A 26,594-nucleotide genomic window follows, 5' to 3' on the forward strand; every position below is an offset into this window, starting at 1 on the left:
GCCACTCGATACCCTTCGACCGTGACGACACCTGATCCCTGGCCAGCACCTCGAGCTCGCGAGCCCGTGCACGCGACGATCTCCCTGCCCGGCTCGAAGTCGCTGACCAACCGGGCGCTGATCCTGGCCGCCCTGGCCGATGCTCCCTCCGTCGTACGCCGCGCACTCGTGTCCCGCGACACCGTGCTGATGGCACGTGCCCTGACCTCGTTGGGAGCCGCGATCGACACGTCGGCCGAGGACTGGCGCGTCACGCCCGGAGCGTTCACCGGGGACGTCGACGTCGACTGCGGCCTGGCCGGAACCGTCATGCGCTTCGTCCCTCCCGTTGCCGGGCTGTCCGACGGCTCGGTCTCCTTCGACGGTGACGCCCACATGCGCAACCGGCCGGTCGGTGAGGTGCTGACCGCCCTTCGCGGCCTGGGGGTCGACGTCTCCGAGGGGAACCGACTGCCGTTCACCATCACCGGCCACGGCCGGGTGCGGGGCGGGCGTGTGGTGGTCGACGCGTCGGCGTCCTCGCAGTTCATCTCGGCCCTGCTGCTGGCCGGCGCCCGCTACGACGAAGGCGTCGACGTCCGTCACGACGGCAAGCCGGTGCCCTCTCTCCCCCACATCGACATGACGGTGGAGATGTTGCGTGCCCACGGCGTCGACGTGGCCGACAGCGACGCCAACCGGTGGGCGGTCGCTCCCGGCCCGATCCGAGCGGTCGACCACGTCATCGAACCCGATCTGTCCAACGCGGCCCCCTTCCTGGCCCTGGCCGCGGTCACCGGCGGATCGGTCACCGTGCGCGACTGGCCCCGGAGCACGACCCAGGCCGGTGACGCGCTGCGCGACATCCTGACCCGCATGGGGTGCACCGTCGCGCTCTCGCCGGACGGACTGACGGTCACCGGCAACGGCCCGCTCCACGGAGTCGACCTCGACCTGCACGACGTGGGCGAGCTGACCCCCACGGTCGCCGCCCTGTGCGCCCTGGCCGACTCTCCCTCACACCTGAGGGGCATTGCCCACATCCGCGGCCACGAGACCGACAGGCTCAGTGCCCTGGCCACCGAGCTGACCGGCCTCGGAGCCGAGGTCACCGAGCATCCCGACGGGTTGTCCCTGCGTCCGACGCCCTTGGGCCCCGGTGTGTTCCACACTTATGCCGACCACCGGATGGCCCATGCGGGAGTGATCATCGCCGCCGCGGTCGACGGTGTCGCGGTGGAGGACATCGGCACCACCGCCAAGACGTTCCCCGACTTCGCCACCTTCTGGTCCGGCCTGTTCCCCGCCTCCGCCGAGGCTCCATGAGCGGCCGCTACACCGAGCACGACCTCGAGCACTACGACCGGCCACGCCGTCGGACCCGTCCGCGCACCAAGGACCGGCCGTCGTACGACGACGCGGTCGAGGCCGTGGTGATCACGGTCGACCGCGGGAGGTTCACCCTGCGCTACGACGGCCGCCGGGTGATGGCGATGAAGTCTCGGCCGCTCGGCCGCAAGGGCGTCGTGGTCGGCGACCGGGTGCGCGTGGTCGGTGACATGTCCGGCGACGACGGCAGCCTGGCGCGCATCGTCGAGGTCAAGGAGCGCACCACCACCCTGCGACGTACCGCCGACGACGATGACCCGGTCGAGCGGGTCATCGTCGCGAACGCCGCGCAGCTCGTCGTGGTCGCCGCTCTGGCCGACCCCGAGCCGCGCCCGCGCCTGATCGACCGCGCGCTGGTCGCGGCCTACGACGCGGGCATGCAACCGATCCTGTGCCTGACCAAGGCCGACCTCGCGGACCCGGAGACGCTGCTGTCGACCTATCGCTCCCTCGGTGTGCCGTACGTCGTGACCCAGCGCGGCGGCGACGTGGCAGCGGTGCGGGAGGTCCTGCACGGCACCACCAGCGTGCTGGTGGGCCACAGCGGCGTCGGCAAGTCCACCCTGGTCAACGCCCTGGTCCCGGACGCGGGGCGCGAGGTGGGCGTGGTGAACGCCGTGACCGGTCGTGGCCGGCACACCTCGACCTCGGCCTACATGCTGGCGCTCCCCGGGGACGACGGCTGGATCATCGACACCCCGGGCATCCGGTCCTTCGGCCTCGCCCATGTCGAGCCGGGCGACATCATCGGCGCCTTCCCCGATCTCGAGGAGATGACCGCGACCTGCTCCCGCGGGTGCACGCACGGCAGCGGTGAGCCCGAGTGCGGGCTCGACGAGGCGATGACGACGGGTTCCCTGGACCCCGAGCGGGTCGAGTCGTTCCGACGACTGCTCGCTTCCCGCGAGAGCGGCGACTGACGCCGACCGCAGGGGCAGGGCAACGAGGCCGGGTCAGCCCCACACGAGGCGTGCCCCGGCATCACCGGTCTGGAAGGTCATCAGGATCAACGCCACCGCGAAGATCACCAGCATCACCATCAGGGTCCACTCGATCAGTGGCGCGTGACGCCCGCGGGCGCCGCGTCCTGAGGCCATCGCGGACGGACCGCCGAGGGCGAAGGCACTGATCAACACCACGCCCATGAAGACGATCGTCAGCCAGAACAGGATCTGGGCACGCTCTTGGTGCGGCTGGATGATCGGCTCGAGCTCGGGGCGGCTCTCGAGGAAGTCCTTCCCGGAGAAGTAGGCGAACATCACGGCGGCGAGAGCACCCGCGGAGAAGCCCACCATCGGCCAGCGGGTGTACCAGCGCCACCGCGGAACAACGGCATAGAAGGCCGACAGTCCCGCAGCGATCGGGATCAGCACCACGGCCACGTGGATGATGAGTGGGTGCGCCGGCAGGCCGTTGATCTCCATGCCTGAACCCTAGGGCACGGCGCAGTCGATCCCGCAGAGGAATAGCCTGTGTCCATGGCCACCGACTACACCGACGACCTTCGCCTGGCGCATGTCCTGGCCGATGATGCCGACTCGCTCACCCAGGCTCGCTTCAAGGCGCTCGACCTGCACGTGATGAGCAAGCCCGACCTCACCCCTGTCACCGACGCCGACCAGGCCGTCGAGGAGGGCATCCGGCGGACCCTGTCACGCGTCCGTTCCCGCGACGCAGTGATCGGCGAGGAGCAGGGCACCACCGGGCACAGCCAGCGACGCTGGATCGTGGACCCGATCGACGGCACCAAGAACTTCGTCCGCGGCGTCCCGGTCTGGGCCACCCTGATCTCCCTCGTGGTCGACGACGAGGTGGTGCTCGGCGTCGTCTCGGCGCCCCAGCTGCAGCGTCGCTGGTGGGCCTCGAAGGACAACGGCGCCTGGACCGGGCGATCACTGCTGAAGGCCACCCAGATCCACACCTCGGACGTACGCCGGCTCGACGACGCGTCGCTGTCCTACTCCTCGCTGTCCGGTTGGGACGAACGCGGCCGACTCGACGACTTCCTGTCGCTGGCCCGACGCTGCTGGCGCACCCGCGCGTACGGCGACTTCTGGTCCTACATGTTGGTCGCCGAGGGGGCGGTCGACATCGCCGCCGAGCCGGAGCTCGAGGTCTACGACATGGCGGCCCTCGACATCATCGTGCGCGAGGCAGGCGGGCAGTTCACCTCGCTGTCGGGCACGCCGGGCCCGTTCGGTGGCAACGCCGTGGCCAGCAATGGCCACCTGCACGAGGCGGCTCTGGCCTTCCTCGGCTCCAGCGAGGCCACCGACCCCGACACCGAGGCCAGGACCGGCGGCTCGGTGCACGACCTGCGCCAGCGACGTCGCGAACCCGTCGACGAGCCCCCACTGGGCTGACCCGGGCGCCTGCTTCGTTCCCTCCTGCCCGGCTGCTGGACAACGACCTACCAAAGCGCGCCGTCGCGCACTAGCGTGATTCCTGTCACATGAACCGACCGGGAGGTCCGCATGCGCATCAACGACGTCATCCACGGCAAGCCCCGACAGGACGTGGTCACCATCCGTCCCGACGCGACCGTCCGGGAGCTGATCAGTCTGCTGCGAGACCACAACGTGGGCGCACTCGTGGTCAGCACCGACGGCTCCTCCGTCGACGGCATCGTCTCCGAGCGAGACGTCGTACGCCGCGTCCTCGACGACGCGGACATGCTGGAGGCGCCGGTCTCGTCGATCATGACCACCCAGGTGCAGACCTGCGAGGGCACGGCCGCCGTCACCGACTTGATGCAGGTGATGACCGAGCACCGCATCCGCCACGTCCCCGTGCTCACCGACGGTGCGCTGACTGGCATCATCTCCATCGGCGACGTGGTCAAGAGCCGCATCGGCGAGCTCGAGTTCGAGCGCGACCAACTCGACAACTACCTGCACAAGAGCTGAGGAGACTTACCTGTGAGCACCGAGAAGCCCGAGGTCGACTTCGTCGACCCGACGCCCCCGACCGACCTCGTGGTGACCGACCTGACCGAGGGCGACGGTCCCGAGGCGAAGTCCGGCGACACCGTCTCCGTGCACTACGTGGGCGTGGCCCACTCGACGGGTGAGGAGTTCGACGCCTCCTACAACCGGGGCACCCCCCTGCAGTTCCGCCTCGGCATCGGCCAGGTCATCTCCGGGTGGGACACCGGCGTCCAGGGCATGAAGGTCGGCGGCCGACGCCAGCTGGTCATCCCGCCCCACCTCGGCTACGGCGACCGGGGCGCCGGCGGCGTCATCAAGCCGGGCGAGACGCTGATCTTCGTCGTCGACCTCCTCGGGGTCTCCTGACCCCACCCCGTGCGCAACGGGCCACCATCACGCAGACCGGGACGCCGGCGCCGAGAACCGCAGGTTCGCGACGCCGGCGTCCCGGTCTGCGCGTGTCACCACGTCACGTCACCAAGGCAGGCCGTCGTCCGCGTCCGGATCACCAGCGGCGACTCGGGCCGTCTGGCTCGTCAGCATCACCACGTCACCGACCTGCAGCTGTCGGCCCCGCCGGGTCTCGACCTCGTCGTTCACCCGCACGAGTCCCGCTGCGATCACTGACTTCGCCTCCGCGCCGTCCTCCACGAGGTTGGCGAGCTTGAGGAACTGGCCGAGTCGGATCGACTCGTCACGGATCGGAACGTCGATGGTCATGCTGCGATTGTCCTCCACGTGTCGGAGGCGGTCGACCCGGAGGTCAGGGAATCAGGATCGTTGCCATGTGGATGAGCACCCCGACGAGGCCACCGACGATGGTGCCGTTGATACGGATGAACTGCAGGTCCCTTCCGACGTGCAGCTCGATCCGCTCGGCGGCCTCCTTCCCGTCCCACCTCTCGATGGTGTGGGTGATCACCGTGGTGAGCTCCGTGCCGTAACGCGAGACTCCGAAGACGACAGCGTCGGACAGCAGCCCGTCGAGGCGGCGTTGCAGTCGTTCGTCCGTGCTGAATCGAGCAGCGGTCCTCTCCAGCTCCGCCTGCAGACGCACCTTCAGCGGGCCACGCGGGTCCCGCAGCGCGTCCAGGAGCGCGTTGCGCAGGGCCTTCCAGAGTGAGATGCCGGTGGCGGAGAACTGGGGGTGCTCGAGGAGCCGCAGCTTGAGGTTCTCCGCGCGCTGCTGGGTCTCGTCGTTGAACAGCAGGTCCTGGCCGAGCTGCGCCAGCATGGAATCGAGGGCCGCGCGAGCACGGTGTCGTGGATCGTGCCTGATGTCGTCCAGCCAGCGCAGGGCCTCCGTGTGGATCCGCGTGGTGACCGCGTCGTTCAGCTTGGGAGGAGCCCACCAGGGCGCGCGCTCGCCGAGCACCTCGACGAAGGTGTCGTGATTGTGCTCGAGCCAGCCCGACAGCTCCTCGAGGGCCAGGTCGACCAGCCCGTGGTGCAGGTCGTCACGGACGGCCTCGACCAGGAAGGTGCCCAGGATCGGAGCGATCGGCTCCTCGCGGAAGCGGGGCACCAGGATCGCCTCGACCAGGTCGACGATGTGCTCGTCCCTGACCCGCCCGAGCGCGATGGTGGCCACGTCGGTGACCTCCTCGACGACGCGCGCGGCGTTGGCGGGCTCGGCGGCCCAGTCACCCACCCGTCGCGTCACCTCGGCGGACGCGACGCGTTCGCGGATGATGTCCTCCTGGAGGAAGTTCTCGCCGACGAATTCCTCGAGACCACGACCCAGCTCGTCCTTGCGCCTCGGGATCAGCGCGGTGTGCGGCACCGGGACCCCGAGCGGGTGCCGGAACAGCGCCGTCACCGCGAACCAGTCGGCCATCGCACCGACCATGCTCGCCTCGGCGCCCGCGTTGACGAAGCCGAGCAGCCCGTCGTGGTTGCGGGTCAAGAGGTAGACAACTGCGGCGAGGAGCAGGAGACCCAGGGCCAGCCCCTTCATCCGGCGTAGGGCCCTGCGTCGTTCGTCGTCGGCCTCGGGAGCGGGAGTGATCAATGGCATCGTCATGGCGCGTCGATTCTGTCAGGTGTTGGCCGAGCCCACCGGTAGCATTCGCGCCATGCCTCGCACCGTGATCACCTTCGGCACCTTCGACGTCTTCCACGTCGGCCACCTGCGCGTCATCGAGCGCGCCGCAGAGCTGGGCGACCGTCTCGTCGTGGGGGTCTCCGCGGATGCGCTCAACGAGCGCAAGAAGGGTCGTTCCCCCGTCTTCAGCCAGGCCGAACGACTGGCGATCGTGGCCGCGCTCCGTGACGTCGACGAGGTGTTCGTGGAGGAGTCCCTCGAGCTCAAGCGTGACTACATCGTCGAGCACGGCGCCGACGTGCTCGTGATGGGCGATGACTGGAAGGGCCGGTTCGACGAGTTCTCCGACGTCTGCGAGGTCGTCTACCTGCCGCGGACGCCGGCGATCTCGACCACGGCCCTGATCGAGAAGATCTCGGGCACCGCGTGACGTCGGAGTCGCGCCGTCCGCCCGCACCGTCCCCGCACCGGTCCCGCACTCTTCGCGGGCTCCTGTGCGTGGCGACGCTCGGCGCCCTCGTCCTGCCCGTCGGCCTGGCCGCCCCGGCCGGGGCCGCAAGCACCGCCTCGGCATCGGCCGCTCCGGTGATCATGCCCGACGACGATCGGGGCCAGCACGCGAAGCAGGCACTGGACCAGGCCGAGGCCACCCTCGACGGCGGTGGCAGTCTCGACGCCACCCTCGCGCTCGTCGAGGTGCAACAGACCAAGCACGACCTGTCCGGGACCGACCGCGAACGCGCCGCCAGCCTCCTGGCCCGCCCCACCGACGACGACAACCGGCCCACCGAGATCAGCTACGACGGAGAGCCGTCCGAGAGCCACTGCACGGAGCACTTCTGCATCCACTGGGTGACCGAGGGCAAGCACGCTCCGGCCTCGGACGACGCCGACCACGACGGCCTTCCCGACTACGTCGAGACCGTTGCCACCGCGATGGAACGCGTGTGGGCCACCGAGGTGGACACCCTCGGCTATCGCTCGCCGATCAGCGACGGGACGAAGGGGAACCCCGACGGCGAGAGCCGCAAGGGACTGGTCGACGTCTATCTGGGCAACACCGGCGCCCAACAGGTCTACGGCTATGCCGTTCCCGAGGACACCACCTCCACCTCGTCCGCCTACCTCGTGCTCGACAACGACTTCGCGGAGTTCTCCGGTCGTCCGATCGACGCGCTGAAGGTCACCGCCGCCCACGAGTTCTTCCACGCCGTGCAGTTCGCCTACAGCACCATGGGTGACCGCTGGTTCATGGAGTCGACTGCGGCCTGGGTCGAGGAACGGGTCTACGACGACATCGACGACAACCGTCAGTTCCTCGCGGGCAGCACCGCTGTGCGACCCGGCAAGCCGCTGGACAGGGCGGCCAATCTCTATGCCAACTGGGTGTTCTTCGAGGCGTTGTCGCAGCGGCACGGGCCGCGAGTCGTTCGCGCCGCCTGGCACCAGGTTGCCGTCGGACGGAACTCCATGACGGCGGTCAACACCGCCCTCACCAAGCGGGGCAGCAGCCTGGCCACCGAGTTCTCGCGCTTCGCCAGTGGAAGCAACGTGCCGCGGTTGTTCTTCGAGGAGGGCAGCAACTACGCCCGGTCGGCGGTCACACGCGCCTTCCGCCTCGGGCCGACCCGGCACAGCACGGGGACCCATTCCTTCCGCCAGGACCACATGTCGTCACGCAACTACGTGTTCAGGCCGAGGCGGGGCACCCGCGACGGGACCAGATTGCGGATCCGACTCGCCACGGAGTCGCACCGGGTCCGTGCCCGCCTGCTCGTGAAGTTCACGGACGGCGCCGTCAAGCGGCGCACCATCGACTTCGGCGATGCCGGTGTCGCCCGGGCCGGCGTCGCGTTCTCCCGATCCAGCGTCTCGCGCGTCGTGCTCACCCTGTCCAACACGTCGTTCCGGTACCGCTGCTTCGAGGGCACAGCGCTCACCTGCCAGGGAATCGCGCGCGACGACGACACCCTGTTCACCTACCGGGCGACGGTGCGGCGCCGATAGGCCCTCCTGGTCCTCGGGACCCAGCCGACGGCGTACGACGGAACACGGACGTCGGGCGACCTCAACACTGGACTGGCCCTCGAGTGATCCCTAGAGTGCCTGTTGGGGAGCGGAACTGACTCATTGTCGACCCCAGAGGTGCTCCTGATGTCCCCCCGCAGAATGTTCTCGGTCCCCGTTCTCCTCCTCATGGTCATCGGATTGTTCGCTGCCCCGTCCCAGGCCGAAGCCCCGGCGAACGCTTCGCGCGGCTACGCCTACTACTCCGCCGCCGGCGGCACGATGGTGCGTGCGCTAGGCACCACGATCTCCTCCGACCTGACCGCACAGTCGACCATCGCCGGCCAGGACCTGCCGAGCGCGAAGCGAAGTGCGGTCGCCGCGGTCGACGTCGACAACCTCGTGGACGTGGGAGCGGTGCACACGAAGACCCGGGCCGAGAAGGCCGGCGCCAAGGGGATCAAGCTGATCTCCACGGCCCGCACCGCGAACGTCTCGCTGCTCAACGGGCTGATCCGCGCCGAGGCCGTCGTGACGAAGAACGTCACGAAGGGCACCCCGCGGGGCCTCAAGGCCACGTCCCGGACGCGGTTCGTCGACCTCCGCATCTCCGGAGTTCGGCTGCCGGTCGACATCCCGAAGAACTTCCGGGTCCAGATTCCCGGCGTCGCCGCCGTGGTGCTCAACTCGTCGGTGACGGGCCAGAAGGACGGCGTGGTGAGCAGTCAGGGCTACGCCATCGGCGTGTGGTTGCTGAAGGACCGCGGCCCCGCACCGCTCGGCAGCTCGATCATCCTGAACCCGACCATGTCCGCGCTCTCCGTGCCGGTGCCCGGCGATGCTCCCGCAGTGGGGGGCGACGCCTACGGCACCAGTGCACTGATCAAGGCGACCTCGAAGGTGCGTGGGGAGGTGGGCCGCACCGGAGAGGTCGCGACTCCCCCGATCAGCACGGGCGGACGGACCAACCAGAACCGGACGGCCGACGTCGACATCCCGGGCATCCTCCACGTCGGCGCGATCAGCTCGACGACGACGTCGACCTCGTCCGCCCACCGGGGAGAGGTCACCAACACGAACCGGATCGCCGGGCTCAACGTGCTCAACGGCCTCATCCGTGCCGACGCGATCTTCGTCAAGGCCCACTCGAAGCTGCGCGGTGAGCGTTACCGCAAGGACGAGAAGATGACGTTCGTGAACCTGGTGATCGCCGGCCAGAGGATCCCGATCGACGTCGGCAGGAACACCACCATCAAGGTGGGCAACGTCGCCAACGTGGTCGTCAACCAACGAGCCCGCACACCCAACGGCAACAAGATCCGCGGCCTCTTCGTGAAGTTGCTGCAACCGCGCTCAGGTCTCGAGGCCGGGGCACGCATCGAGATCGCCGTGGCCTCCACCAGGATCTGGCACTGATCTCCGCACCCCCAGGGTGGAAGCGGTCGGCCCCGGTCGAGCTACTCGACCGGGCCGGCCGCCATTCTCGTCGAGCGGACGAAGTGCTGCTCGAGCTGGGGCGCGGCGTCGTGCAGTCGACCGCGCTGCCAGAGGTGGTGGACCAGCACCGCCGCGAGCACGGCCCCGATCGTGCCGAGGGCGAGGTCGCCCAAGGTGTCGGTGTAGGCGGCCCGGCGCTCCCACGACTTGCTCAGGAACGCGGCGTACTCAGCCAGCTCCCACACCACGGCGCCCGTCACGCCGACGGCCAGTGACCGCTCGATCGTGGCGCCCAGGCCGGAGGTGTGGTGCATCGTGAGCAGGATGACGGCGGCAGTGATGACGCCGGTGTTGAAGAAGTGCATCCAGTCGTCGAACCAGACGATCGTGTCGTAGAGATCCATCCGGTTGCCGAGGATGTCGGAGAAGCAGGTGAGGGTGATCATCAGGTCGGCCAGCCAGGGGAACGATGCTCGTTCCTTCCACCAGACCGACCAGATCACCGGGACCGTGAAGGCCAGCATCGGGTAGGCGATCGCCCGCGCTCCGGCCCCCTTGTCCTTCATGTTGCCCATCTCGGGGTCGATGAACGCCACGACCAGCATCAGCAGGAGGGCGGCCTTGGCCGCGACGTCCAGGCCACGAACCAGGCCGGGCGTCTCGTGCCGGGTCACCGTCGAGGTCGCGTCCATTCCCACGATCCTATTCGGTGCTCCGCGACGTGGCCGACTCACCCTTCGGTGCCCCTCCCGCAAGGGTCACCGGCCGCTGGTCACGCCCACGCCGACACTCAGCGTCGGGTCGCCCGGATCACCGAGTCACGCACGGTGACCGGTTGCCGGTCGGGCCCCTCGACGCTGCGCTCGCGGACCTCGGCCAGCACCGTCCATGCCTCCGGGTCGAGCGCTGGCACGAGGTCGTCCGGGGTGAACATCGCGTCGTTCATCCGCCAGCGCAGACCGGTCTCCGCGTCCTCCGGGTGATGTCCGACGACCAGCAGCGTGCCACCCGGGGCGACCGTCTCGGCAAGGCGGCGGGTCACCTCCACCATCCCGCCGTCGGGCTGGTGCAGGAACTGCGAGGTGACCAGGTCGTAGTCCGAGCCGAGGTCGTCCTTGCGTACGTCGGCATGCAGCCACTCGATGCGATGGGCGACGGCTTCGTTCTCGGCGTGGGCGGCCGCACGGGCCAGCCCGAGCACCGAGAAGTCGAGCGCGGCGACCTGCCACTTCTGCTGGGCCAGCCAGATCGCGTCTCCGCCCTCACCACAACCGACGTCGAGTGCGCGTCCGGGGGCGAGGCCGGATGCCTCGGCCACGAGCTGTGGATTCGGGTTGCCGCTCCACAGGTCGTCCTTGGCGCCGTAGCGTTCCTCCCAGGAGGGCTGCTCGAACAGCTCTCGGAACTCCTCGTCGGTGAGTGGTTCCCGGTGGTCGTGTCCGTGCCCTGCCATCTCGTCTCCTCCTCGATCGCCGCGGGTCATTCACTTCGCCGGCAGTGTGCCGGCGAAGGCCCACCCCTCGTCCACCCAACGAGCCAGGTCCTCGGCTCGTTCCAGCGCGACGGCGTCGGCCTCCACCCAGCCGTTCAGCTCCCGCGCCTTCATCACCATGCGTCGAACGCCGGGGGCGGTGATCAGCTCCTCGGCGCGATCCGGGTCCACACGCACCATCATCTGTCCGTGGTTGGTCGCGGCCACGGCCATGTTGCCGTTGCGGAGGAAGGCGAGCCCGCCGAACATCCGTTTCTCGCTGCAGCCCTGTGCTCCAGCAAGAGCGTGCCGGATCCGCTCGGCCAGCTCCTCGTCGTACGCCATCGTGTCTCCCTCATCCGGTCCGCGTCACGGGGCAGCCGGGTCTCCCCCGACGCTAGCGCGTCACACCATTCCGCTCGAGCTGACGCGCAGCCGCTAGCCTGCCACCGTGCCGATCCTGCGAACCCTCCTGAGCCCATCGCTCCACGCCCTTCGACGTGCCGTCGAATGGGTCGGCGAGATCACCCCCGGCACCAGGGCGGCGAGCCGGTTCGCCAGCTTCGGCGAGGCCAGTCTGATTGCGTTCCCGCAGGCCACCATCTTCGGCGAGCGAGGCATCCACATCGGCAGCAGGACTCTGATCGGCCGCTCCTGCACACTCACCCTGGGGTATGGCCCCGGGAACCACGAGCTGCCCTCGCACGGGCTCGTCATCGGCGACCGTTGCGTGTTCGGCACGAGGAGCACAGTCACCGCCCACGAGAGCATCGCGATCGGTGACGACGTCTGGTTCGGCCAGGGGGTGTTCGTCTCCGACGCCAGCCACGGCTACCAGGACCCCGAGACACCGATCGGCAACCAGCTGGGCCAGCACCAGCCGGTCTCGATCGGCTCCGGCTCCTGGATCGGGCACCAGGCGATCATCCTGCCCGGCGCCTCCATCGGTCGCAATGTCGTGGTCGCCGCAGGCTCCGTGGTGCGAGGCGACGTCCCCGACCACGCGATCGTCGCAGGCGTGCCTGCCCGCGTCGTACGCCGCCTCGAGCCGGGCATCGGCTGGGTCGGCAAGGGCGACGACGTCCGTCCCGCCTGGTCCACCGAGGACGTGACACGAATGCTCGCCGGCGAGGTCTGACGCGCTGGACCGGGCTGCTGATCGCGGATCCCGTGCACGGCCTGCACGGTGGTCGTGGATCCGCCCAATGAGAACCGGCCCCGACCTGCGTCTCCGCAGCTCAGGGCCGGCTTCCTTCGGTCGGGCTGACAGGATTTGAACCTGCGACCCCTTGACCCCCAGGCATCGGCAGCGTGTCCGCTGATGTTCGCCAATATCTCCAATCCCCTTACAGGGTTGACGATTGGACGTTCACGGACTTTGGCGAATATCAGCAATCTGGGTCGATAGGGTGACTCATAAGGTGACTTCGCGGAATATGCAGAACATGCAGAAGGTCCGATTCCGCTGACAAGCGTCGGCGGCTCGGGGTAGAACTAACACAAGCGGCCCCGCCCGGTGCTACCAACACCGGACAGGGCCTAGGCACCCAACTAGTAGGAGTTGAGCACCATGACCACATCATCTATCACCACCACCGCGCACGACCGCGATTGCGGAGATTGGGACTCGTGCCCGCGGCACGGCAGCACCAGGACGCACACACCCACCGAGTACGGCACTGCCGGCTCGGCGTACAGGGTTATCCGTGAGGTGCTCGAGCTCACGATCGAGGACGTCGCCAGTATGTGCGAGAGCAACGAGCTCGCAGGCTGGGCGACCGTCGACGGCCTGACTCGCATCGAACAGGGTGCCGTTCCGGTGCCTGCCTTCTCTGCGGCTCTCTGTCAGTTCTACGCGGACCAGCTCCGGGCTGCTCACGACCGAGCGGACGACTGACCGCTCCCAAACGCAGCAAGACCCCCGGAGGACATCACTACTCCGGGGGTCTCGCTGTGTCTGGCGCTGGCAGGGTCTCTGCGGTCGAAAGGTTAAGAGCCGCTCTCCTGCCATCGTTCCGAGCCGCTGCACTCAACGGTCGGTGACGTTCACGCCGGGTCAGGGAATGTGCTTCACGGCGACCTCTATCCCGCGGCCGGACCAGACGCCGGCCTCTCCCTCGGCCTCGTACCGCTTCCCGTCGATGAGGAAGTGATCCGCGGCGACAGGGGGTGTGGAGCGTGCGGGCATGTAGAGCTGTGACCCGCTGATGACGGCCGGTGCATGCGGGTCGCTGCGCTCGCTCGACGCGCGCGGGGCCAGGAGGCAGCCGGGGACGTCGACGGGGGTCTCGACGGTCTCGGTGTTGCCGTAGTCGTCGGTGATCGTGGTGACCTGCACGTGTGTCACCACGAGCCGCCTCATAGCGCCCTCTTGCGGTAGCGGTGGAGGACTGCCAGCTCAGGCAGGGACCAGCCGTCGAACACGCGGTAGCGCGTCGTGAACGGGCCAGCGGTGTCGAGATCGTACTGCTCCGGGTTGACCACCAGTCGAGCCACGGAGGACACGATCACGGCCGCGACGTCATCGTCTGGAATGCCGTCGGTGAAGCCCTTCCCGCGCGTGTAGGCGTTGACCATGTGCGTGACCATCGGCAGGTGTTCCTCGGCCAGGGCGATGAAACCCACGTCATCACCCTGGCCAAGGAAGTCCGCGACGGTCTGCGCCGTGGGCGCAGCCATCAGATCGTGATGCCGGTCAGCTCGATCACGGCGTCGTCGTTGAGGGCGGCAACGTCGTAGCGGGCAACCACGCGGATGGCCTGCTGGTCGTAGTCGCCGAACGTCTGGTCGAGCACCTTGACCGAGGGGGCCAGGTCGCGGGCAACCACGATCTGGGAGAAGTCGACCAGTGCCATGTTGCCGGTGTTCGGCGTGCCGGTCGTGTCGGTCAGGTGGTTGGTCACGATGACCGGCTTGCCGAAGATGGTGTAGCCGCCGGACTTGGTGGGGTCAGGCTGCAGCACGTAGTTGTTCGAGCCGGTGGCGGCCTTGATCTTGCGGAGAGCGATGAACTCACGCGAGGTCATGACCCACTTGAGCGCGTCCGGGTTGACGTTCGCACCGAGCGCGAGGGCCTCGGCGTCGAGGAGGTCGTCGAGACCGACCGCTGCGTCGACGGCGAGCGACTGGCCGGCGTAGACGAACAGACCCTTGGGCTTGGTCACGCCGTCTCCGGCGAGGCCCAGGAACTGCTTGTCGAGGGTGTCGGCCACGTCCTTGACGATCCGGTCGCGGAGCGCCTGGTCGAGCGCGATGACGGACTGGCGGGCCAGCTCGTTGGAGAAGCGCGTCAGCGTCTTCACGCTCTGCATGGTCGAGGGGAGCAGCATGATCTCGTCGAACGTCGGGTCGACCTCGGGCGTGATCTGTGCGTTCTCGTCGAACCAGCCGGGACTGGTCGCGGGGCCCATCTTCGGGAGACGGAGCGGGCCGGCGGTGTCGATGATCCGGGGGCCGGCTGCGAGGAAGGCGGACTGCGCCTCGAGCGGCTGGACCAGAACCTTCTGGACCTGCTCGGCGGTGAGTTCTGCGGCGGTACTGGTGTCTACGGCCATGACGGCTGTCCTAACGTGAGAGCGGAAGTTGTCACGCTCGGCCGCCAGGACCGCGAAGCGAAGAGGGACGGCCACCAGGACCGTCCCTCTCAGGGTATCACACTTGAGAACGATTCTCAGGTGCGAGTCGGGAAGCCCCAGCCGTTGCGCGTGGTCCCGTCATCGTCGCGAGTCGTGGTGTTCTGCGGATTGAGCCTCGAGAGCTCCTCGGAGATCGAGAGCAGCGCCAACACCTCGGCCGCCTTCAATCGTTGGTCGACCGTCAACTCGTCGAGGTGGTCACCGATGTAGTCATCGCCGGTCACGCTGTTGAGTACGGGCCACACATTGTTGTAGGTGCTCATGGTTTCCCTTTCGTCATGCGTTGCGCCGGAGCATCCCGGCTAGGTCGACGGTCGCCTCCCCTTGGGTGGCACCTTGCCCTACGTCACCGACAGGTGTCCTCGAAACGAGGTGAGGCTTGCGGGTCAGGAGATCGTCAATCGCGGCCGTGAGCGCCTCGGGGTCGTCGATGTGGGCCTCGTTGAACGGCAGGTCGTCGGGGTCGGCCAGCCGGCCGCTGGCGGCCACCAGTGAGACGTGGAGCCGCTGCGCGAGGTCGTCGGCCCGCTGGGCTCGGGTGCGGTACTTCGCGGACTCGTCGCGGAGCTTCTGCACGTACTCGAGCGGGAACGTCTCCGGGTCGGTCTCGGGGGTCTCGGTCTCCTCGGTCTCGACTACCGGCTCGGTGCTGAGCTCGATGACTTCCTCGGTCTCGGCAATCTGTTCGGTCATGGTTGCTTCCTCTCTCAGGCGGTGACGGGTTGTGGGGTGCAGGTGCATCCCTTGTGTGTGGGCATTTCGTGATCGGCCGGCCAGACTTGGCCCTCGCGCCACCACCAGGTGCAGAGCTGGCAGGCTCCACCGGAGACGTTGCGGACCCAGCCGGCGACGTGCGGGGACTTGTTCATGGCTGCGCTGTAGGCGCGCGCTGCGGCCTCGAGCGGCTCGGAGCGGGCCAGACGTCCTACTCGCGCGGTGGCCAGCTCGTCGACGGCCAGGAGCGTGTGCGCGGCCTTGGCGAGCCGGTCGGCGTCATCGGCTGGCGGGCTCACTCCGAGAGCGGCGACGGGCGTTCCCAGCTCGACGGACAGCGACATGGCCAGCGAGAGATCCGCGAGTGAGTACGCCTTGACGTTGCCGGCCGCGATGTAGGCGGCCAGGATCGCGACGAACGCTTCGGCGTTCATCCGGCCGGCCAGGAAGGCAGCGTAGGCGGCGAGCACCTGCGCCTCGGTCTCGGCGGCCAGCGCCTTGAGGCTGTCGCGGTAGGCCATCAGGCGTCCTCGAGGCCACTGGTCGGCGTGCCCTCGGTCTGGAGCAGTCCGTCGAGGTTGAGCCCTGCGCCGTCGAGGGCCTCCGCGCGGCGGGCGTTGCGGATCTCGGCAATCTGGTCTGTGTCGTAGCCGAGACGGGCCAGCGCGGTCGAGGCAGGCAGGAGACCGGCACCGTACAACTTAACGATGGCGTCGGCCTCCTGCGCCACCGAGCGGGTGGCAGCGTCGGCCCACTGGACGCGGACGTCGACGGTCGTCGGGTCGGTGCCCTCGCGGACTCCCACCATGAGGCGGGCCACGTCCTCCCAGGCGCGGCCGAACGTCGCCTGACGGGCCTCGGCGCGTGCGGTCAGGGATGCCTCGGCGGCGCGGAGGGCGTCGGCGCTGGCGGGGTTGTCGGAGAAGACGCCGACGTAGTGAGCGGGCAGAGCGGAGACTGCCATGATCTGACCGAGCAGCACTCGAGCGGAAGCCTCATAGCCGCCGAGATCTGCGGAGGGGAGTTGTCCGAACTTCGCGTCGGGGTTCTCCGAGATCATCGCCCGATTGCCCTCGGGGATCGGGTTCACGGCCTCCCCGCTCTCCTCGTCCTCTTCCAGCTCGATTCCCACCGCGAAGCGTCGAGGGCGACCGACGTACTCCGAGGTCGTCATCATGTCGACCAGCGACTTGTTGAGTCCGTCGACCAGCGGCTTGAGGTCCTCGAGCTCGCTCACGCCGTCGTCGAGGAGCCGGTCGGAGTTGCGCAGCGCGACGACGGGCACCTGACCGAGCGGGTTGTCGATCTCTTCCACGGTGTGGAATCCGGTCGTGGTCGCACCGGGGTTGTTCGATCGCAGGCGGGTGATCCCGTCCGGGCGGTACAGGACAGCCTCGGTCGTGGTGCCGGTCTCCCAGCGCTTGAGGGCGGCGACAATCTGGCGGGTGCCGGGATCGCGGAGGGCGACCACCTGGCGGGCGGACTCGATGCTGACTCGCGGTGAGCCGTCCGGGTTGGCCCACACGATCACGTAGGAGCGGCCCAGCGTGAGGGCCTCGCGGTGCGCGACGCCGGCCATCTGGTCGAGATCATTTCGGATCCAATCCGGCCACACGTCGGCACCGGCAAACCCGGTGATCCGCAGGCGCTCGGCCAGGGCAGCGACGGCAAGGCGCGGGATGTTCGAGGCCATCCGCCCGAACCGGGTGCCCAGCGCTGTCTTCGCCTCGGGAGAGAGGAAGGCGAGCGGCTGCGTGCCGGAGTAGTAGCTGTCAAGCTCGGCATAGGTGGCTGTGTTCTCGTCCAGCTTCTGCAGGAGAGTGGTCGTCAGGTCGGTCATGAGGCGAAGCTCCTAGTCTTCTTGCGGGATCGGCGAGAGGCTCGCCAGGTGGCGCGGGAGTGCGCCATGACCAGGCACGCGGCCAGGTCGATCTTGCGGGCATTGCGGGACCGGGACGCCTTGGCGAGGCGCATCCCTCGGGCGTCTTCGGTAATGACGGCTGCGCCGACGTGAGCGGCCAGCCGGGCGTCTCCTGAGTGCGTCATCGCGCCATTGGTCGCGGCGCTGTAGAGGCTGGTCGTCGCGGCCGTGAGACGGCTCGGGGAGTGCGGGAACTCCACGACGGGCAGCCGCTCGGACTCCAGCGCCTGCAGCGTCCTTTGCCACCTGAACGGGTCCGCGATGATCTCGACGACCTGCCAGCGCTTGCAGGTGTCGCGGATGGCCTGCTCGACGTCGGCCACCGGCACCCGGTAGGAGTCATCCCCGGCCGGACGCTCCCACACGTTCACGACATCGAAGTGAGGTTCGGCGGCCACGGTGCCCACGAGCAGCGCGGTCGTGTCGTCGGAGAACGAGCCGTCGAGGGCGATGACGACCTCTCGCCCGTCGGGCACGCCGGCCCCGGTGGACAGACCATCCCAGACGCCGGGCGGGAGGAACTTGCCGTCGGTGTCGGTGACGAGTTGGCAGAGACGAGCACGACGGAACGTGGCTTCTCTTGTCTTCGGCGGCAGGAGAGCTTGCATCGCGTCGCGGTGCAGGAAGTCATCCAGTGCCGGGTTGGCGATCTCCCAGCAGTGAGCGCAGTCGACGGGGTGATCCTCAAAGCCGGCCGCGGAGTGCTCGCGCCAGACGAACGTGGGGTCGTCGGGGTGCTCGGCTCCGTATTGGCGCATGTCGGCCAGCACGTTGTTCGTGGGGTCGGGGCCCGGGGTGCCGATGCCGATCAGGGTCGAGGTCTCTCGCTTGCCTTGTGCGAGGGTCAGAACCTCATAGGTGTCGCGCGAGACGACGCCGATCTCGTCGAGGATGGCGGTCGTGTAGTCGAGACCCTCCAGGCGCTTGGGCTCGGCCGGCAGGCAGACGAACGAGGCACCGCGCTCGGGGATGTAGAGCCGGTCCTTGAACACCTGGCATCGGCTCTGCAGATCCTCGTTCAGCTCCACCATGCGGGCGGCCGTCTTGAACACGATCCCGGCCTGGCGCTCGTCGGTGGCAGCGACCACGACGGACGCGCCCTCTTCACCCTCGAACAGGTCGTAGAGACCGAGCGCGGCCACCAGCGTCGACTTGCCCTGTCCGCGCGGCATCATCCATCCAGCGGTGCGCGGTCGAGGCGTGGCGTCGAGCACCGAGCCCACGAGCTCGAGCTGCCACGCTCGGGGCTTCATCGGCTTCCGAGCGCCCGTCCCCTTGGGCGTGACGATGAACCTCTCGCAGAACTTTCCGAACCGAGCAGCACCTAGAGAACGCGGTGCCCAGGGCAGCGCAGAACCGTCGACCGCGGCCTTGGGACCGGCCCTCACTTGAGAACCGTTCTCGTGTGTAACGGGGATTGCGCCTTACCCACGGGTGCGGAACCCGTCTCGAGGGGCTCCCTCCCCTGGGGTCGCGCTCGTCCCCGCTTGCTGTTGCAGGGGCGGCAGAGCGTGCCGCCGGTGTGCTTGGGCAGGATCGGCAGGCGTGCCTCGTAGCGTCGCCACGTCTCTTCGGTGTGCTCGACGGTCAGGTCTTCGGTGCTGCCACAGTCACCACAGAAGGGCATCATCCTGCGGACTCGTCGGGAGAGCTTTTCCCAGGCGTATCCGTAGCCGCGCTCTGCTCGGGTGCCGCGCTCGTCGGGGCGCTGGTGCTCCAGGCAGCGGGTCTGCTCGCTGGGCTCACCGCAGATCAGGCACGGCTTCATCGGCCGGACTCATCCCGCGGCGCTGACACTTCGGACTGTAGGCACTTGAGGAACAGGTCGACGCGTCGCGGGTCGTGGGCAACAAGCTCCATGATGTTGGCGATGTAGAGGCTTGCGAGTGCCTCCACCATCTCCACGGGCTCGCAGGCCATCGCCACGGCGGTTAGTCCGTCAGTGTCATTGTTCAGCCGGCAGCGGGTGAAGGCGATCGCATCGAGGAAGGCGTCCCGGTTGATGTCGGTGGAGCTGGTCATGAGGCGGGCCTTTCGGGTGCAGGTCGTTGGGTGGTTGCGGGGGACAGAACAAGAGAGAGGGGGTTACGCTCCGAACGGCTCACTGAGTGAGGGGTTTGGGCCTCGAACGGCTCACTCAGGGTTGAAGAACGAGAGTCGAACGGCTCACTGAGTGAGTTGTTTGCGTTCTTCCGGCGTCGCTTGACGTGGATCGGGCAGGGGCTCGCGGTGCCGTGTGAGCCCTTCTTGATCGCGTGTGCCGGGACGACGAGACAGCCCCAGAACGAGTCAGCGGCCAGCCACCCGTAGGCGATCGCTTCACCGATGACGCGGGCCACGTTGCGGTGTGGCTGGATCTCTCCGGTGGTCGCGTCGACCCGACCAAGGATGAGCGCGACCTCACCACGCTTGAACCGTGCGTGACCGTTGTCGGTGTGGCTGGAGTAGGCCAGTGCCGTGACGCGCAACCAGTGAGGGAGTCGCGGGTCTCCGGCACGGGATGCCCACTCGTCCTGATAGTGGCGTGCCCACGGTCGGGACTCGGTGGTTGGCGGTGGTCGCTTCACCAGATGACCCCCTGCCGCTCGGTCCTGTCGACGTTGGCGGGCTCGGTCTCGGTGAGGTCGAGCTCTTCCTGGTCGTGATGCTCCACCGGAACGAAGACGTTCCTGCCCTCGAGCTGGTCAAGCACGCGGTTCCCGACATCGGTCGAGGTTGCCCAGGCGTCGCGGAGCTTGGACCAGACCGGCGACGAGTCACCACAGACAGCGAGACGACGACGGGCCTCGTTCTTCGGGCCGATCAGGTACGCCGTTTGGTGGTCAAAAATCACGCGCCAGGTCACGCGGCACCGCCGTAGGCCGGGTGCCCTGCGATATGCCAGCGCACGGCCTCGCGCTTGCAGAGCTGCCCAATCTCGAGCGTCGAGCACGGGCAGTGCGATCCAGTCGGCGCGGGCTTGTCGGTGATGCAGTCCTCACCGTCAGCGGGGCGGCACCCGCACGGACAACCGATGCGGGCGGTCATCAGAGCCCCGCCTTGGTTACCTTGTGGATCGCATCGTTCGCCGTGGGGTCGGGGTGCTCGGCCTTCCACGGCCCGCGCTCGTCCCGCTGCTCGCGTGAGCGGCGCGCCTTGCGAGCCTTGCGAATCACGGCCGGGTGCAGGCCGGTGGTGGTGACGAGCTCGTCGAAACTCGGGGATTGCGCGGGCACCCGGCCCGCCTGCGAGGTCAAGATGCCACCTGCCGCGCAACGAAGGCGACCAGGGAATCGTGAGTGACCAGACGACGCCGGCCGATCTTGATCCCCTTGATCTCGTCCGTCTCGAGCAGCTTGTAGACCGTCGAGCGACCACACCGGAGCCAGTCGGCGGCCTCGGGGATGTCATGCACAAGCGGCGGCGCGGGGGTTGTGCTGGTGCTGGGGTGGTCGGATACCGTCATGGCGGTTCACTCCTAGTAGTGGATCGGAGCGGGATGAGGGCGTTCGTTCTTGGCGGTTCGGCCGCCTTCATCTCGCGGAACTCGGTTCGTCTGGTGCTGCCGACGTCCGGTGGTGGTTACACGGTTGTGGTTCTCATTAAGGATGCACACCGTTCCCGACAGTGGGAAGCCCGCTTCCACAGGGCACTTGGGGATAACTCACGTTTCCGCAGGTCAGAGCGCATGTGCAGATTGTCGACGTAAGGGGCTACGGGGCTGTTGTCCCCAACTCACTTGGGGATAACTCACGTTTCCGCAGGTCAGAGCCATATGCAGATTCGGCGTCCATCTTGATCCGGTTGACTCATTTGTGGACAGGCGTCTGTGCAGATTGTCGACGTTCTTGTAGTCGGCGTACATCTTGATCCGGTGTACACATTGCGCAGGGCGTTGAGGTACGTGTCGAGACTTCGCCAAATGACCCCGGGAACAGGTCAAGGGGTCATACACTGGCGAACATGACCACACAGTCACGACGACCCAAGGGCGAAGGCAGCATCTTTCAGCGGGCGGACGGAAGGTGGATCGGCCGCATTACCTACGACGACCCGGCGACCGGACTCCGGAAGCGTTCCCAGGTCTCAGGCGACACGAAGAAGGCGGCGTCGGATGCGTTGAAGAAGATCCGTGAGCGCGTCGAGAAGAAGCAGCCACCGAGGGACGATACGGCCACGTTCGGATCGTTCGCGGAGCAGTGGATCTCGTCGTCCCTCGAGGTCTCCGACCGGAAGCAGTCGACCAAGACGTTGTACGCCGGTCTCACCCGCTCGCACGTCATCGACTCCGATCTCGGCCGCTCCCCCATGAACAGGATCAAGGCGTCGACCGTCGAGCGGTTCATCACCCAACTACGCGGCAAGGGGTTGTCGGACTCGACCGTGCGGCAGGTCTACACGGTGGCTCGCGGCATCGGGGACGCGGCCGTGCGGGATCGGCTGATCACCGAGAACCCGTTCGGCCAGGTGAAGCGGCCCAAGGTCGAGCACCGGGAAGCGGCAGTCCTGACCGTCGAGGAGGCTCGCGTGCTCGTCACGGAGGCGGGCGGGTCGCGCTACGCGCTGCTGTTCGAGCTGCTGATCAACACTGGCCTACGACGCGGAGAGGCTCTGGCGCTCAAGTGGTCGGACGTCGACCTCGAGGGGCGAACCGCTCGGGTGCGGAAGACGCTGGTCCGCCAGGGCGGCGACCTGATCCGCACGGCTCCGAAGTCGAAGAAGTCTGATCGGACAATCCCTCTCTCGGCAGCGGCCCTCGACGTGCTGCGACGGACGAAGAAGCGCAACGCGGAGGACAGGCTCAAGGCGGGCAGCAAGTGGCACGAGACGGGCTACGTGTTCGTCACCGAGTTCGGGGAGCCGTGCGACCCTCGCAACGCGCTACGGGCTCTGCAGGTGGCAGCAGAGCGGGCGGACCTGCCGGGTGTTGGCCTGCACACGCTCCGGCACACGGCGGCAACGATGATGCTGAACGCCGGCATCCCGATGGCGACCGTCTCGCGGATCATGGGGCACGCCTCGATCGCCGTCACCGTCGACCTGTACGGCCACGTCTCCCCCGACGTCGCGCGGGATGCGTTCGACGCTCTCGGGGCCGCTTGGACGGCCAGCGCGGACGGATAGGGTGACTCATAGAGTGACTTACGCGAAAGAGGCGGCTCCGGATTTCTCCGAAACCGCCTCTGACCTGCGTCGGGCTGACAGGATTTGAACCTGCGACCCCTTGACCCCCAGTCAAGTGCGCTACCAAGCTGCGCTACAGCCCGAAGCTCGCGTCGATCCGTGCGAGCCGGATGAACACTATCGCAACCCTGCGCCGACATTGAATTCGGGTGACCCACGGCGATCCGGTGCGGCCACCGAACCGCGGGCCACCGGTCTAAAGTAGAAGTATTCCTACGATAGAGGGCAGCATGGTCACTGCATTCGTCTTCTCCGGCGGCGGGAGCTTGGGCGCCGTCCAGGTGGGGGCGCTCCGCGCACTCACCCAACGTGGCATCACCCCTGACCTGCTGGTCGGGACCTCTGCCGGCTCACTCAACGCGGCGTTCGTGGCCATCCACGGCACCAGGGAGCCGGCCCTCCTCGAGCTCGAACGACTGTGGACCGGCCTGCACCGTCGAGATGTCTTCCCGCTGCAGCCGGCGCGCGGGTTGATGGCCGTGCTCGGGCGATCTCCGTCGGTGTTCTCCCCCGCCCCGCTCGCCCGGTTCCTCCGGGCCCAGCTGGGCGAGGCCACCTTCGACGGGACCGCCATCGACCTGCACGTGGTCACCGCCGATGTCCTCTCCGGTGAGACCGTCCTGATCTCCGACGGCAGCGTGGCCGAGGCGTTGCTGGCCAGCTGCGCCATTCCAGGCGTCCATCCCCCCGTGCTGCGGGGCACACGCTGGCTCTGTGACGGTGCCGTGGCCAACGACTCCGGCATCTCCCAGGCCATCGCTCTCGGCGCACACCACGTCTATCTCATCCCCGGTGGAACCAGCTGTGCCCTGGCGAGGCCCGAGACCCATCCCGTGGGCGCAGCCCTGCACGCGCTCACGCTGCTGCTGCACCAACGCGCGTTGCTCGAGACCCAGCTGTTCAGCACGGCGACCGATCTGCACGTGCTTCCACCCCTGTGCCCGCTGCACGTGTCGAGTGCCGACTTCAGCCGGGCCGAGTACCTGATCGAACGATCCGCCGCGGCCACCGGGAGGTGGCTCGACGAAGGAATGGACCAGCTGCCGGGCTCCCGGGTGTTGTCGCTGCACACCCACCCGGAAGCGATCAGCCCGGAAGAGATCAGCGCTTGCGCTTCTCGCGCGGACGGACCGACAGCTCGATCGGGGTGCCCACGAAGCCGAACTCCTCGCGCAGGCGACGCTCGATGAACCGCTCGTAGCCCGCATCCAGCTTCCCGCTGGTGAACAGGATGAACGTCGGCGGCGCGGTCTGGGCCTGGGTGCCGAACAGGATCTTCGGCTGCTTGCCGCCACGCACCGGGTGTGGGTGCTCGGCCACGAGACGCCCGAGGAAGGCGTTGAGCTGTCCGGTGGAGATGCGGGTCTCCCAGCCCTCCAGTGCTCGGTCGAGTGCCGGGACGAGCCGGTCGACGTGCCAGCCGGTGCGGGCGGTGATGTTGATCCGCGGTGCCCACTGCACCTGCACCAGCTCACGCTCGATCTCGCGGTCGAGGTAGTAACGACGCTCCTCGTCGACCAGGTCCCACTTGTTGAACGCGATCACCAACGCCCGGCCGGTGTCGCGGACCGTCTGGATGATGCGGACGTCCTGCTCGGAGAGGGACTCGGAGCCATCCACCACCAGCACGGCGACCTCGGCGCGCTCGATGGCGCCGGCGGTGCGCAGGGACGCGTAGTACTCGTGGCCCGAGGCGGACTTCACGCGCTTGCGGATGCCCGCGGTGTCGATGAAGCGCCAATCGCGGCCACCGAGGGTGATCAGCTCGTCGACCGGGTCGACGGTGGTGCCTGCGACGTTGTCCACCACGACCCGTTCGGAGCCGGCCAGCTTGTTGAGCAGCGACGACTTGCCGACGTTGGGCTTGCCGACCAGTGCGATGCGGCGCGGGCCGCCCATCTCGCCGTACGACTCCTCAGGGGTCTCCGGCAGCGCCTTGAGGACCGCGTCGAGCAGGTCGCCCGAGCCGCGCCCGTGCATGGCCGAGACCGGGAAGGGCTCACCCAGGCCCAGGTTCCACAGCCCGAAGGCCTCGGCCTCGGTGCGCTGGTCGTCGACCTTGTTCGCGGCCAGCACCACGGGCTTCTTCGACTGGCGCAGGATCTTCACCACGGCTTCGTCGGCATCGGTGATGCCCACGGTCGCGTCGACCACGAACAGCACCGCATCGGCCAGCGAGACGGCAATCTCGGCCTGCGCGGCGATGCGCTCGGCAAGCCCACGGGCGTCGGGGTCCCAACCACCGGTGTCGACCACGGTGAAGGCGCGCCCGTTCCAGGAGGCGTCGTAGGAGACCCGGTCACGGGTCACGCCGGGACGGTCCTCGACGACGGCCTCACGACGGCCGATGATGCGATTCACCAAGGTGGACTTGCCGACGTTCGGGCGTCCGACCACGGCGAGCACCGGCACGGGCCCCAAGATGTCGGGGTCGCCGGGGGCTGGTGCGTCGTACTCGCTCATCATGCTCCTTGTTCGACCACGCCGGTGGGCGGGTCGTCATCGATGTTCTGCTGCCCCACGGGCAGCGGCCCGGGGAGGTGCCGCCCGGTCAGGGCCAGGGCGTCGTCCAGCTGGGCGATCATGTGCTGCCGTAGCAACAACGAGGACCGCGTGACTTGTTCCCGGGTGCGCGGCCAGGGCACCTGCTCGACCCGGAACGGTTCACCGTAGACGATGTCGACCGTCGCTCCCCTGGCTGGCAACGCGCTGCTCCCCGCACCCGGCGCGCGGGTGCCGATCATGCTCACCGGCACGATCGGCGCCCCTGACACCAGTCCGAGGTACGCGGCTCCCGCGTGGAAGCGCCTGAAGTCGCCGGGTCCGCGGCTGCCCTCGGGGAAGATGCCGGCGGCCCGTCCCGCGCGCAGCACGGCCAGGCAGGTCTTGATCGCCGACGGGTCGGCGGTGAACCGGTTCAACGGGATCTGGCCCGCGCCGCGCAGGAATCCGCCGAGCCTCCCCTCGAACATCTCGACCTTGGTCAGCGCGTGCACGGGGCGGGGGCTGAAGATGGCGAGCAGCGGGCCGTCGGCCACGCCCACGTGGTTGGAGGCGAAGATGACGGGGCCGCTGACCGGCGCCCGGTCCGCGTGGTGGACCCGCACCGCGAAGCGACGCCTGACGATGAAGCTGGCCAGTGGCCGCAGCCCGTGCAACATCAATCGACGTGGCAGGGCCACCGCCGTCGTGTCAGGCAGGAACGAGCGTGTCATCACACCTGGCCCTGGGCTGCCCCCACCAGCTCGACCACCTGGTCGATGACCTCGTCGAGGGTGAAGGGCGTGGTGTCGATGTGGCGCGCACCGTCGGCCATCACCAGGGGTGCAGCGGCTCGCCCGGAGTCGATCCTGTCGCGAGCCAGCAGGGACTGCTCGGTGGCGGCCAGGTCGGAGCCGCCCTCCTCGGCCGCACGGCGCATGGCGCGGGCGGCCGGGTCTGCGGTCAGGTAGAGCTTGACCTCGGCCTGCGGCCACACGACCGAGCCGATGTCGCGGCCCTCGACGACGATCCCGCCGGTGTCGATGGCCTCACGCTGCAACGCCAACAGACGTGCGCGCACCTCGGGGACTGCGCTGACCGGGCTCACCGAGCCGGTGACGTCCTCGCCGCGGATCGCCTCGGCCACGTCTGTGCCGTCGACGCTGATGGTCGGCGCCGACGGGTCCGTGCCGGACACGATGTCCGGCTCCTGGGCGTGCGCAGCGACCGCAGCGACGTCATGGACGTCGATCTCGTGCTCGAGCATCCACCACGTCATCGCCCGGAACATCGCACCGGTGTCGAGGTAGCGTAGGCCCAACCGGGCCGCGACCCCGCGCGAGGTGCTCGACTTGCCCGACCCAGAGGGTCCGTCGATGGCGACGACGACGGTGCTGCTCACGGGATCCCGCTTCCTTCTGGTCGA

At 68.3% G+C, this 26,594-nt stretch carries 33 protein-coding genes and 1 tRNA gene; 12 read left to right on the forward strand and 22 right to left on the reverse strand.

Going from position 1 to position 26,594, the window contains the following annotated elements; translation table 11 throughout:
- The first annotated feature begins 21 nt into the window (after positions 1-21).
- Both aroA and rsgA read left to right on the forward strand, forming a co-directional pair.
- Positions 22-1,305, forward strand: a complete 1,284-nt coding sequence (aroA, locus tag ncot_RS13370) for a 3-phosphoshikimate 1-carboxyvinyltransferase (protein WP_168618062.1) — start codon at positions 22-24, stop codon at positions 1,303-1,305.
- Positions 1,302-2,288: a ribosome small subunit-dependent GTPase A gene (gene rsgA, locus ncot_RS13375; protein ID WP_168618063.1), complete on the forward strand. Its 987-nt coding sequence runs from the start codon at positions 1,302-1,304 to the stop codon at positions 2,286-2,288. The genes aroA and rsgA overlap by 4 nt, the downstream gene beginning before the upstream one ends.
- 33 nt (positions 2,289-2,321) lie before the next feature.
- Here the strand turns inward: rsgA and ncot_RS13380 are convergent, their stop codons facing one another.
- Entirely contained in the window at positions 2,322-2,792 is a 471-nt protein-coding gene (locus ncot_RS13380) for a DUF2231 domain-containing protein (protein WP_168618064.1), read from the reverse strand.
- Positions 2,793-2,846: 54 nt separating this feature from the next.
- Here ncot_RS13380 and hisN point away from each other — a divergent pair, with 54 nt between their 5' ends.
- The 3 genes from hisN (at position 2,847) to ncot_RS13395 (ending at position 4,661) form a co-directional block, all read left to right on the forward strand.
- Positions 2,847-3,731, forward strand: a complete 885-nt coding sequence (gene hisN, locus ncot_RS13385) for a histidinol-phosphatase (protein ID WP_168618065.1) — start codon at positions 2,847-2,849, stop codon at positions 3,729-3,731.
- 111 nt (positions 3,732-3,842) lie between these two features.
- Positions 3,843-4,274, forward strand: coding sequence for a CBS domain-containing protein (locus tag ncot_RS13390; protein ID WP_168618066.1), 432 nt, complete (start codon positions 3,843-3,845; stop codon positions 4,272-4,274).
- Positions 4,275-4,286: 12 nt separating this feature from the next.
- Complete coding sequence (locus ncot_RS13395; RefSeq protein WP_168618067.1) at positions 4,287-4,661, forward strand: FKBP-type peptidyl-prolyl cis-trans isomerase; 375 nt, start codon at positions 4,287-4,289, stop codon at positions 4,659-4,661.
- Between the two features lie 108 nt (positions 4,662-4,769).
- Here ncot_RS13395 and ncot_RS13400 read toward each other — a convergent pair whose 3' ends face one another.
- Positions 4,770-5,015: an RNA-binding S4 domain-containing protein gene (locus ncot_RS13400; protein WP_168618068.1), complete on the reverse strand. Its 246-nt coding sequence runs from the start codon at positions 5,013-5,015 to the stop codon at positions 4,770-4,772.
- 43 nt (positions 5,016-5,058) lie between these two features.
- Positions 5,059-6,318 carry a DUF445 domain-containing protein gene (locus tag ncot_RS13405; RefSeq protein ID WP_206064967.1) on the reverse strand — a complete coding sequence of 420 codons (1,260 nt, stop codon included), beginning with the start codon at positions 6,316-6,318 and terminating at the stop codon, positions 5,059-5,061.
- 52 nt (positions 6,319-6,370) lie between these two features.
- Between ncot_RS13405 and ncot_RS13410 the strand changes: the two genes are divergently transcribed.
- From ncot_RS13410 to ncot_RS13420, 3 genes are all read left to right on the forward strand, one after another.
- Positions 6,371-6,769: an adenylyltransferase/cytidyltransferase family protein gene (locus ncot_RS13410; RefSeq protein WP_168618069.1), complete on the forward strand. Its 399-nt coding sequence runs from the start codon at positions 6,371-6,373 to the stop codon at positions 6,767-6,769.
- 68 nt (positions 6,770-6,837) lie between these two features.
- Positions 6,838-8,346: an MXAN_6640 family putative metalloprotease gene (locus ncot_RS13415; protein ID WP_168618070.1), complete on the forward strand. Its 1,509-nt coding sequence runs from the start codon at positions 6,838-6,840 to the stop codon at positions 8,344-8,346.
- Positions 8,347-8,493: 147 nt separating this feature from the next.
- On the forward strand, positions 8,494-9,762 hold the full coding sequence (locus ncot_RS13420; RefSeq protein ID WP_168618071.1) for a choice-of-anchor P family protein: 1,269 nt from the start codon (positions 8,494-8,496) through the stop codon (positions 9,760-9,762).
- 41 nt (positions 9,763-9,803) lie between these two features.
- Here the strand turns inward: ncot_RS13420 and ncot_RS13425 are convergent, their stop codons facing one another.
- From ncot_RS13425 to ncot_RS13435, 3 genes are all read right to left on the reverse strand, one after another.
- Positions 9,804-10,475, reverse strand: a complete 672-nt coding sequence (locus tag ncot_RS13425) for a hypothetical protein (protein WP_168618072.1) — start codon at positions 10,473-10,475, stop codon at positions 9,804-9,806.
- 98 nt (positions 10,476-10,573) lie between these two features.
- Positions 10,574-11,236, reverse strand: coding sequence for a class I SAM-dependent methyltransferase (locus ncot_RS13430; protein ID WP_168618073.1), 663 nt, complete (start codon positions 11,234-11,236; stop codon positions 10,574-10,576).
- 30 nt (positions 11,237-11,266) lie between these two features.
- Positions 11,267-11,599 (reverse strand): TfoX/Sxy family protein, encoded by a 333-nt coding sequence (locus tag ncot_RS13435; RefSeq protein WP_168618074.1) that lies wholly within the window; start codon positions 11,597-11,599, stop codon positions 11,267-11,269.
- A 106-nt stretch (positions 11,600-11,705) separates the two neighbouring features.
- Between ncot_RS13435 and ncot_RS19830 the strand changes: the two genes are divergently transcribed.
- Together ncot_RS19830 and ncot_RS13445 are read left to right on the forward strand one after the other, a co-directional pair.
- Entirely contained in the window at positions 11,706-12,392 is a 687-nt protein-coding gene (locus tag ncot_RS19830; RefSeq protein ID WP_277345735.1) for an acyltransferase, read from the forward strand.
- 423 nt (positions 12,393-12,815) lie between these two features.
- Complete coding sequence (locus ncot_RS13445) at positions 12,816-13,151, forward strand: hypothetical protein (RefSeq protein WP_168618075.1); 336 nt, start codon at positions 12,816-12,818, stop codon at positions 13,149-13,151.
- Positions 13,152-13,310: 159 nt separating this feature from the next.
- Here ncot_RS13445 and ncot_RS13450 read toward each other — a convergent pair whose 3' ends face one another.
- The 12 genes from ncot_RS13450 to ncot_RS13505 form a co-directional block, all read right to left on the reverse strand.
- On the reverse strand, positions 13,311-13,604 hold the full coding sequence (locus tag ncot_RS13450) for a hypothetical protein (RefSeq protein WP_168618076.1): 294 nt from the start codon (positions 13,602-13,604) through the stop codon (positions 13,311-13,313).
- A gap of 8 nt (positions 13,605-13,612) precedes the next feature.
- Positions 13,613-13,933, reverse strand: coding sequence for a hypothetical protein (locus ncot_RS13455; RefSeq protein WP_168618077.1), 321 nt, complete (start codon positions 13,931-13,933; stop codon positions 13,613-13,615).
- Positions 13,933-14,883 carry a phage major capsid protein gene (locus ncot_RS13460; RefSeq protein WP_277345736.1) on the reverse strand — a complete coding sequence of 317 codons (951 nt, stop codon included), beginning with the start codon at positions 14,881-14,883 and terminating at the stop codon, positions 13,933-13,935. Before ncot_RS13460 ends, ncot_RS13455 begins: the two co-directional genes overlap by 1 nt.
- Before the next feature lie 41 nt (positions 14,884-14,924).
- Positions 14,925-15,152, reverse strand: a complete 228-nt coding sequence (locus tag ncot_RS13465; protein WP_168618079.1) for a hypothetical protein — start codon at positions 15,150-15,152, stop codon at positions 14,925-14,927.
- 13 nt (positions 15,153-15,165) lie between these two features.
- Positions 15,166-15,582: a hypothetical protein gene (locus ncot_RS13470; protein ID WP_206064968.1), complete on the reverse strand. Its 417-nt coding sequence runs from the start codon at positions 15,580-15,582 to the stop codon at positions 15,166-15,168.
- Positions 15,583-15,596: 14 nt separating this feature from the next.
- Positions 15,597-16,124: a hypothetical protein gene (locus ncot_RS13475; protein ID WP_168618080.1), complete on the reverse strand. Its 528-nt coding sequence runs from the start codon at positions 16,122-16,124 to the stop codon at positions 15,597-15,599.
- Positions 16,124-17,443 (reverse strand): phage portal protein, encoded by a 1,320-nt coding sequence (locus ncot_RS13480; RefSeq protein ID WP_168618081.1) that lies wholly within the window; start codon positions 17,441-17,443, stop codon positions 16,124-16,126. Before ncot_RS13480 ends, ncot_RS13475 begins: the two co-directional genes overlap by 1 nt.
- Positions 17,440-18,777 (reverse strand): terminase large subunit, encoded by a 1,338-nt coding sequence (locus tag ncot_RS13485; protein WP_206064969.1) that lies wholly within the window; start codon positions 18,775-18,777, stop codon positions 17,440-17,442. Before ncot_RS13485 ends, ncot_RS13480 begins: the two co-directional genes overlap by 4 nt.
- A gap of 511 nt (positions 18,778-19,288) precedes the next feature.
- Positions 19,289-19,546: a hypothetical protein gene (locus ncot_RS13490; RefSeq protein ID WP_168618083.1), complete on the reverse strand. Its 258-nt coding sequence runs from the start codon at positions 19,544-19,546 to the stop codon at positions 19,289-19,291.
- Between the two features lie 541 nt (positions 19,547-20,087).
- Positions 20,088-20,369 (reverse strand): hypothetical protein, encoded by a 282-nt coding sequence (locus ncot_RS13495; RefSeq protein ID WP_168618084.1) that lies wholly within the window; start codon positions 20,367-20,369, stop codon positions 20,088-20,090.
- 181 nt (positions 20,370-20,550) lie between these two features.
- Complete coding sequence (locus tag ncot_RS13500) at positions 20,551-20,760, reverse strand: hypothetical protein (protein WP_168618085.1); 210 nt, start codon at positions 20,758-20,760, stop codon at positions 20,551-20,553.
- Positions 20,757-20,969 (reverse strand): helix-turn-helix domain-containing protein, encoded by a 213-nt coding sequence (locus ncot_RS13505; RefSeq protein ID WP_168618086.1) that lies wholly within the window; start codon positions 20,967-20,969, stop codon positions 20,757-20,759. Before ncot_RS13505 ends, ncot_RS13500 begins: the two co-directional genes overlap by 4 nt.
- Positions 20,970-21,466: 497 nt before the next feature.
- Between ncot_RS13505 and ncot_RS13510 the strand changes: the two genes are divergently transcribed.
- Complete coding sequence (locus tag ncot_RS13510; RefSeq protein ID WP_168618087.1) at positions 21,467-22,627, forward strand: site-specific integrase; 1,161 nt, start codon at positions 21,467-21,469, stop codon at positions 22,625-22,627.
- A 69-nt stretch (positions 22,628-22,696) separates the two neighbouring features.
- Here the strand turns inward: ncot_RS13510 and ncot_RS13515 are convergent.
- Positions 22,697-22,770: transfer RNA gene (locus ncot_RS13515), tRNA-Pro, on the reverse strand.
- Positions 22,771-22,917: 147 nt separating this feature from the next.
- Between ncot_RS13515 and ncot_RS13520 the strand changes: the two genes are divergently transcribed.
- Complete coding sequence (locus ncot_RS13520; protein WP_168618088.1) at positions 22,918-23,877, forward strand: patatin-like phospholipase family protein; 960 nt, start codon at positions 22,918-22,920, stop codon at positions 23,875-23,877.
- Here ncot_RS13520 and der read toward each other — a convergent pair.
- From der to cmk, 3 genes are read right to left on the reverse strand one after another with little or no spacing between them, the layout of a single operon-like run.
- Complete coding sequence (gene der, locus ncot_RS13525; RefSeq protein WP_168619342.1) at positions 23,789-25,150, reverse strand: ribosome biogenesis GTPase Der; 1,362 nt, start codon at positions 25,148-25,150, stop codon at positions 23,789-23,791. The two genes, ncot_RS13520 and der, sit on opposite strands and share 89 nt — an antisense overlap.
- Positions 25,150-25,902: a lysophospholipid acyltransferase family protein gene (locus ncot_RS13530; protein ID WP_168618089.1), complete on the reverse strand. Its 753-nt coding sequence runs from the start codon at positions 25,900-25,902 to the stop codon at positions 25,150-25,152. The genes der and ncot_RS13530 overlap by 1 nt, the downstream gene beginning before the upstream one ends.
- Positions 25,902-26,570, reverse strand: coding sequence for a (d)CMP kinase (gene cmk, locus ncot_RS13535; RefSeq protein WP_168618090.1), 669 nt, complete (start codon positions 26,568-26,570; stop codon positions 25,902-25,904). The genes ncot_RS13530 and cmk overlap by 1 nt, the downstream gene beginning before the upstream one ends.
- Positions 26,571-26,594: the final 24 nt, after the last annotated feature.

It is taken from the genome of Nocardioides sp. JQ2195 (assembly GCF_012272695.1).
Classification (GTDB): domain Bacteria; phylum Actinomycetota; class Actinomycetes; order Propionibacteriales; family Nocardioidaceae; genus Nocardioides.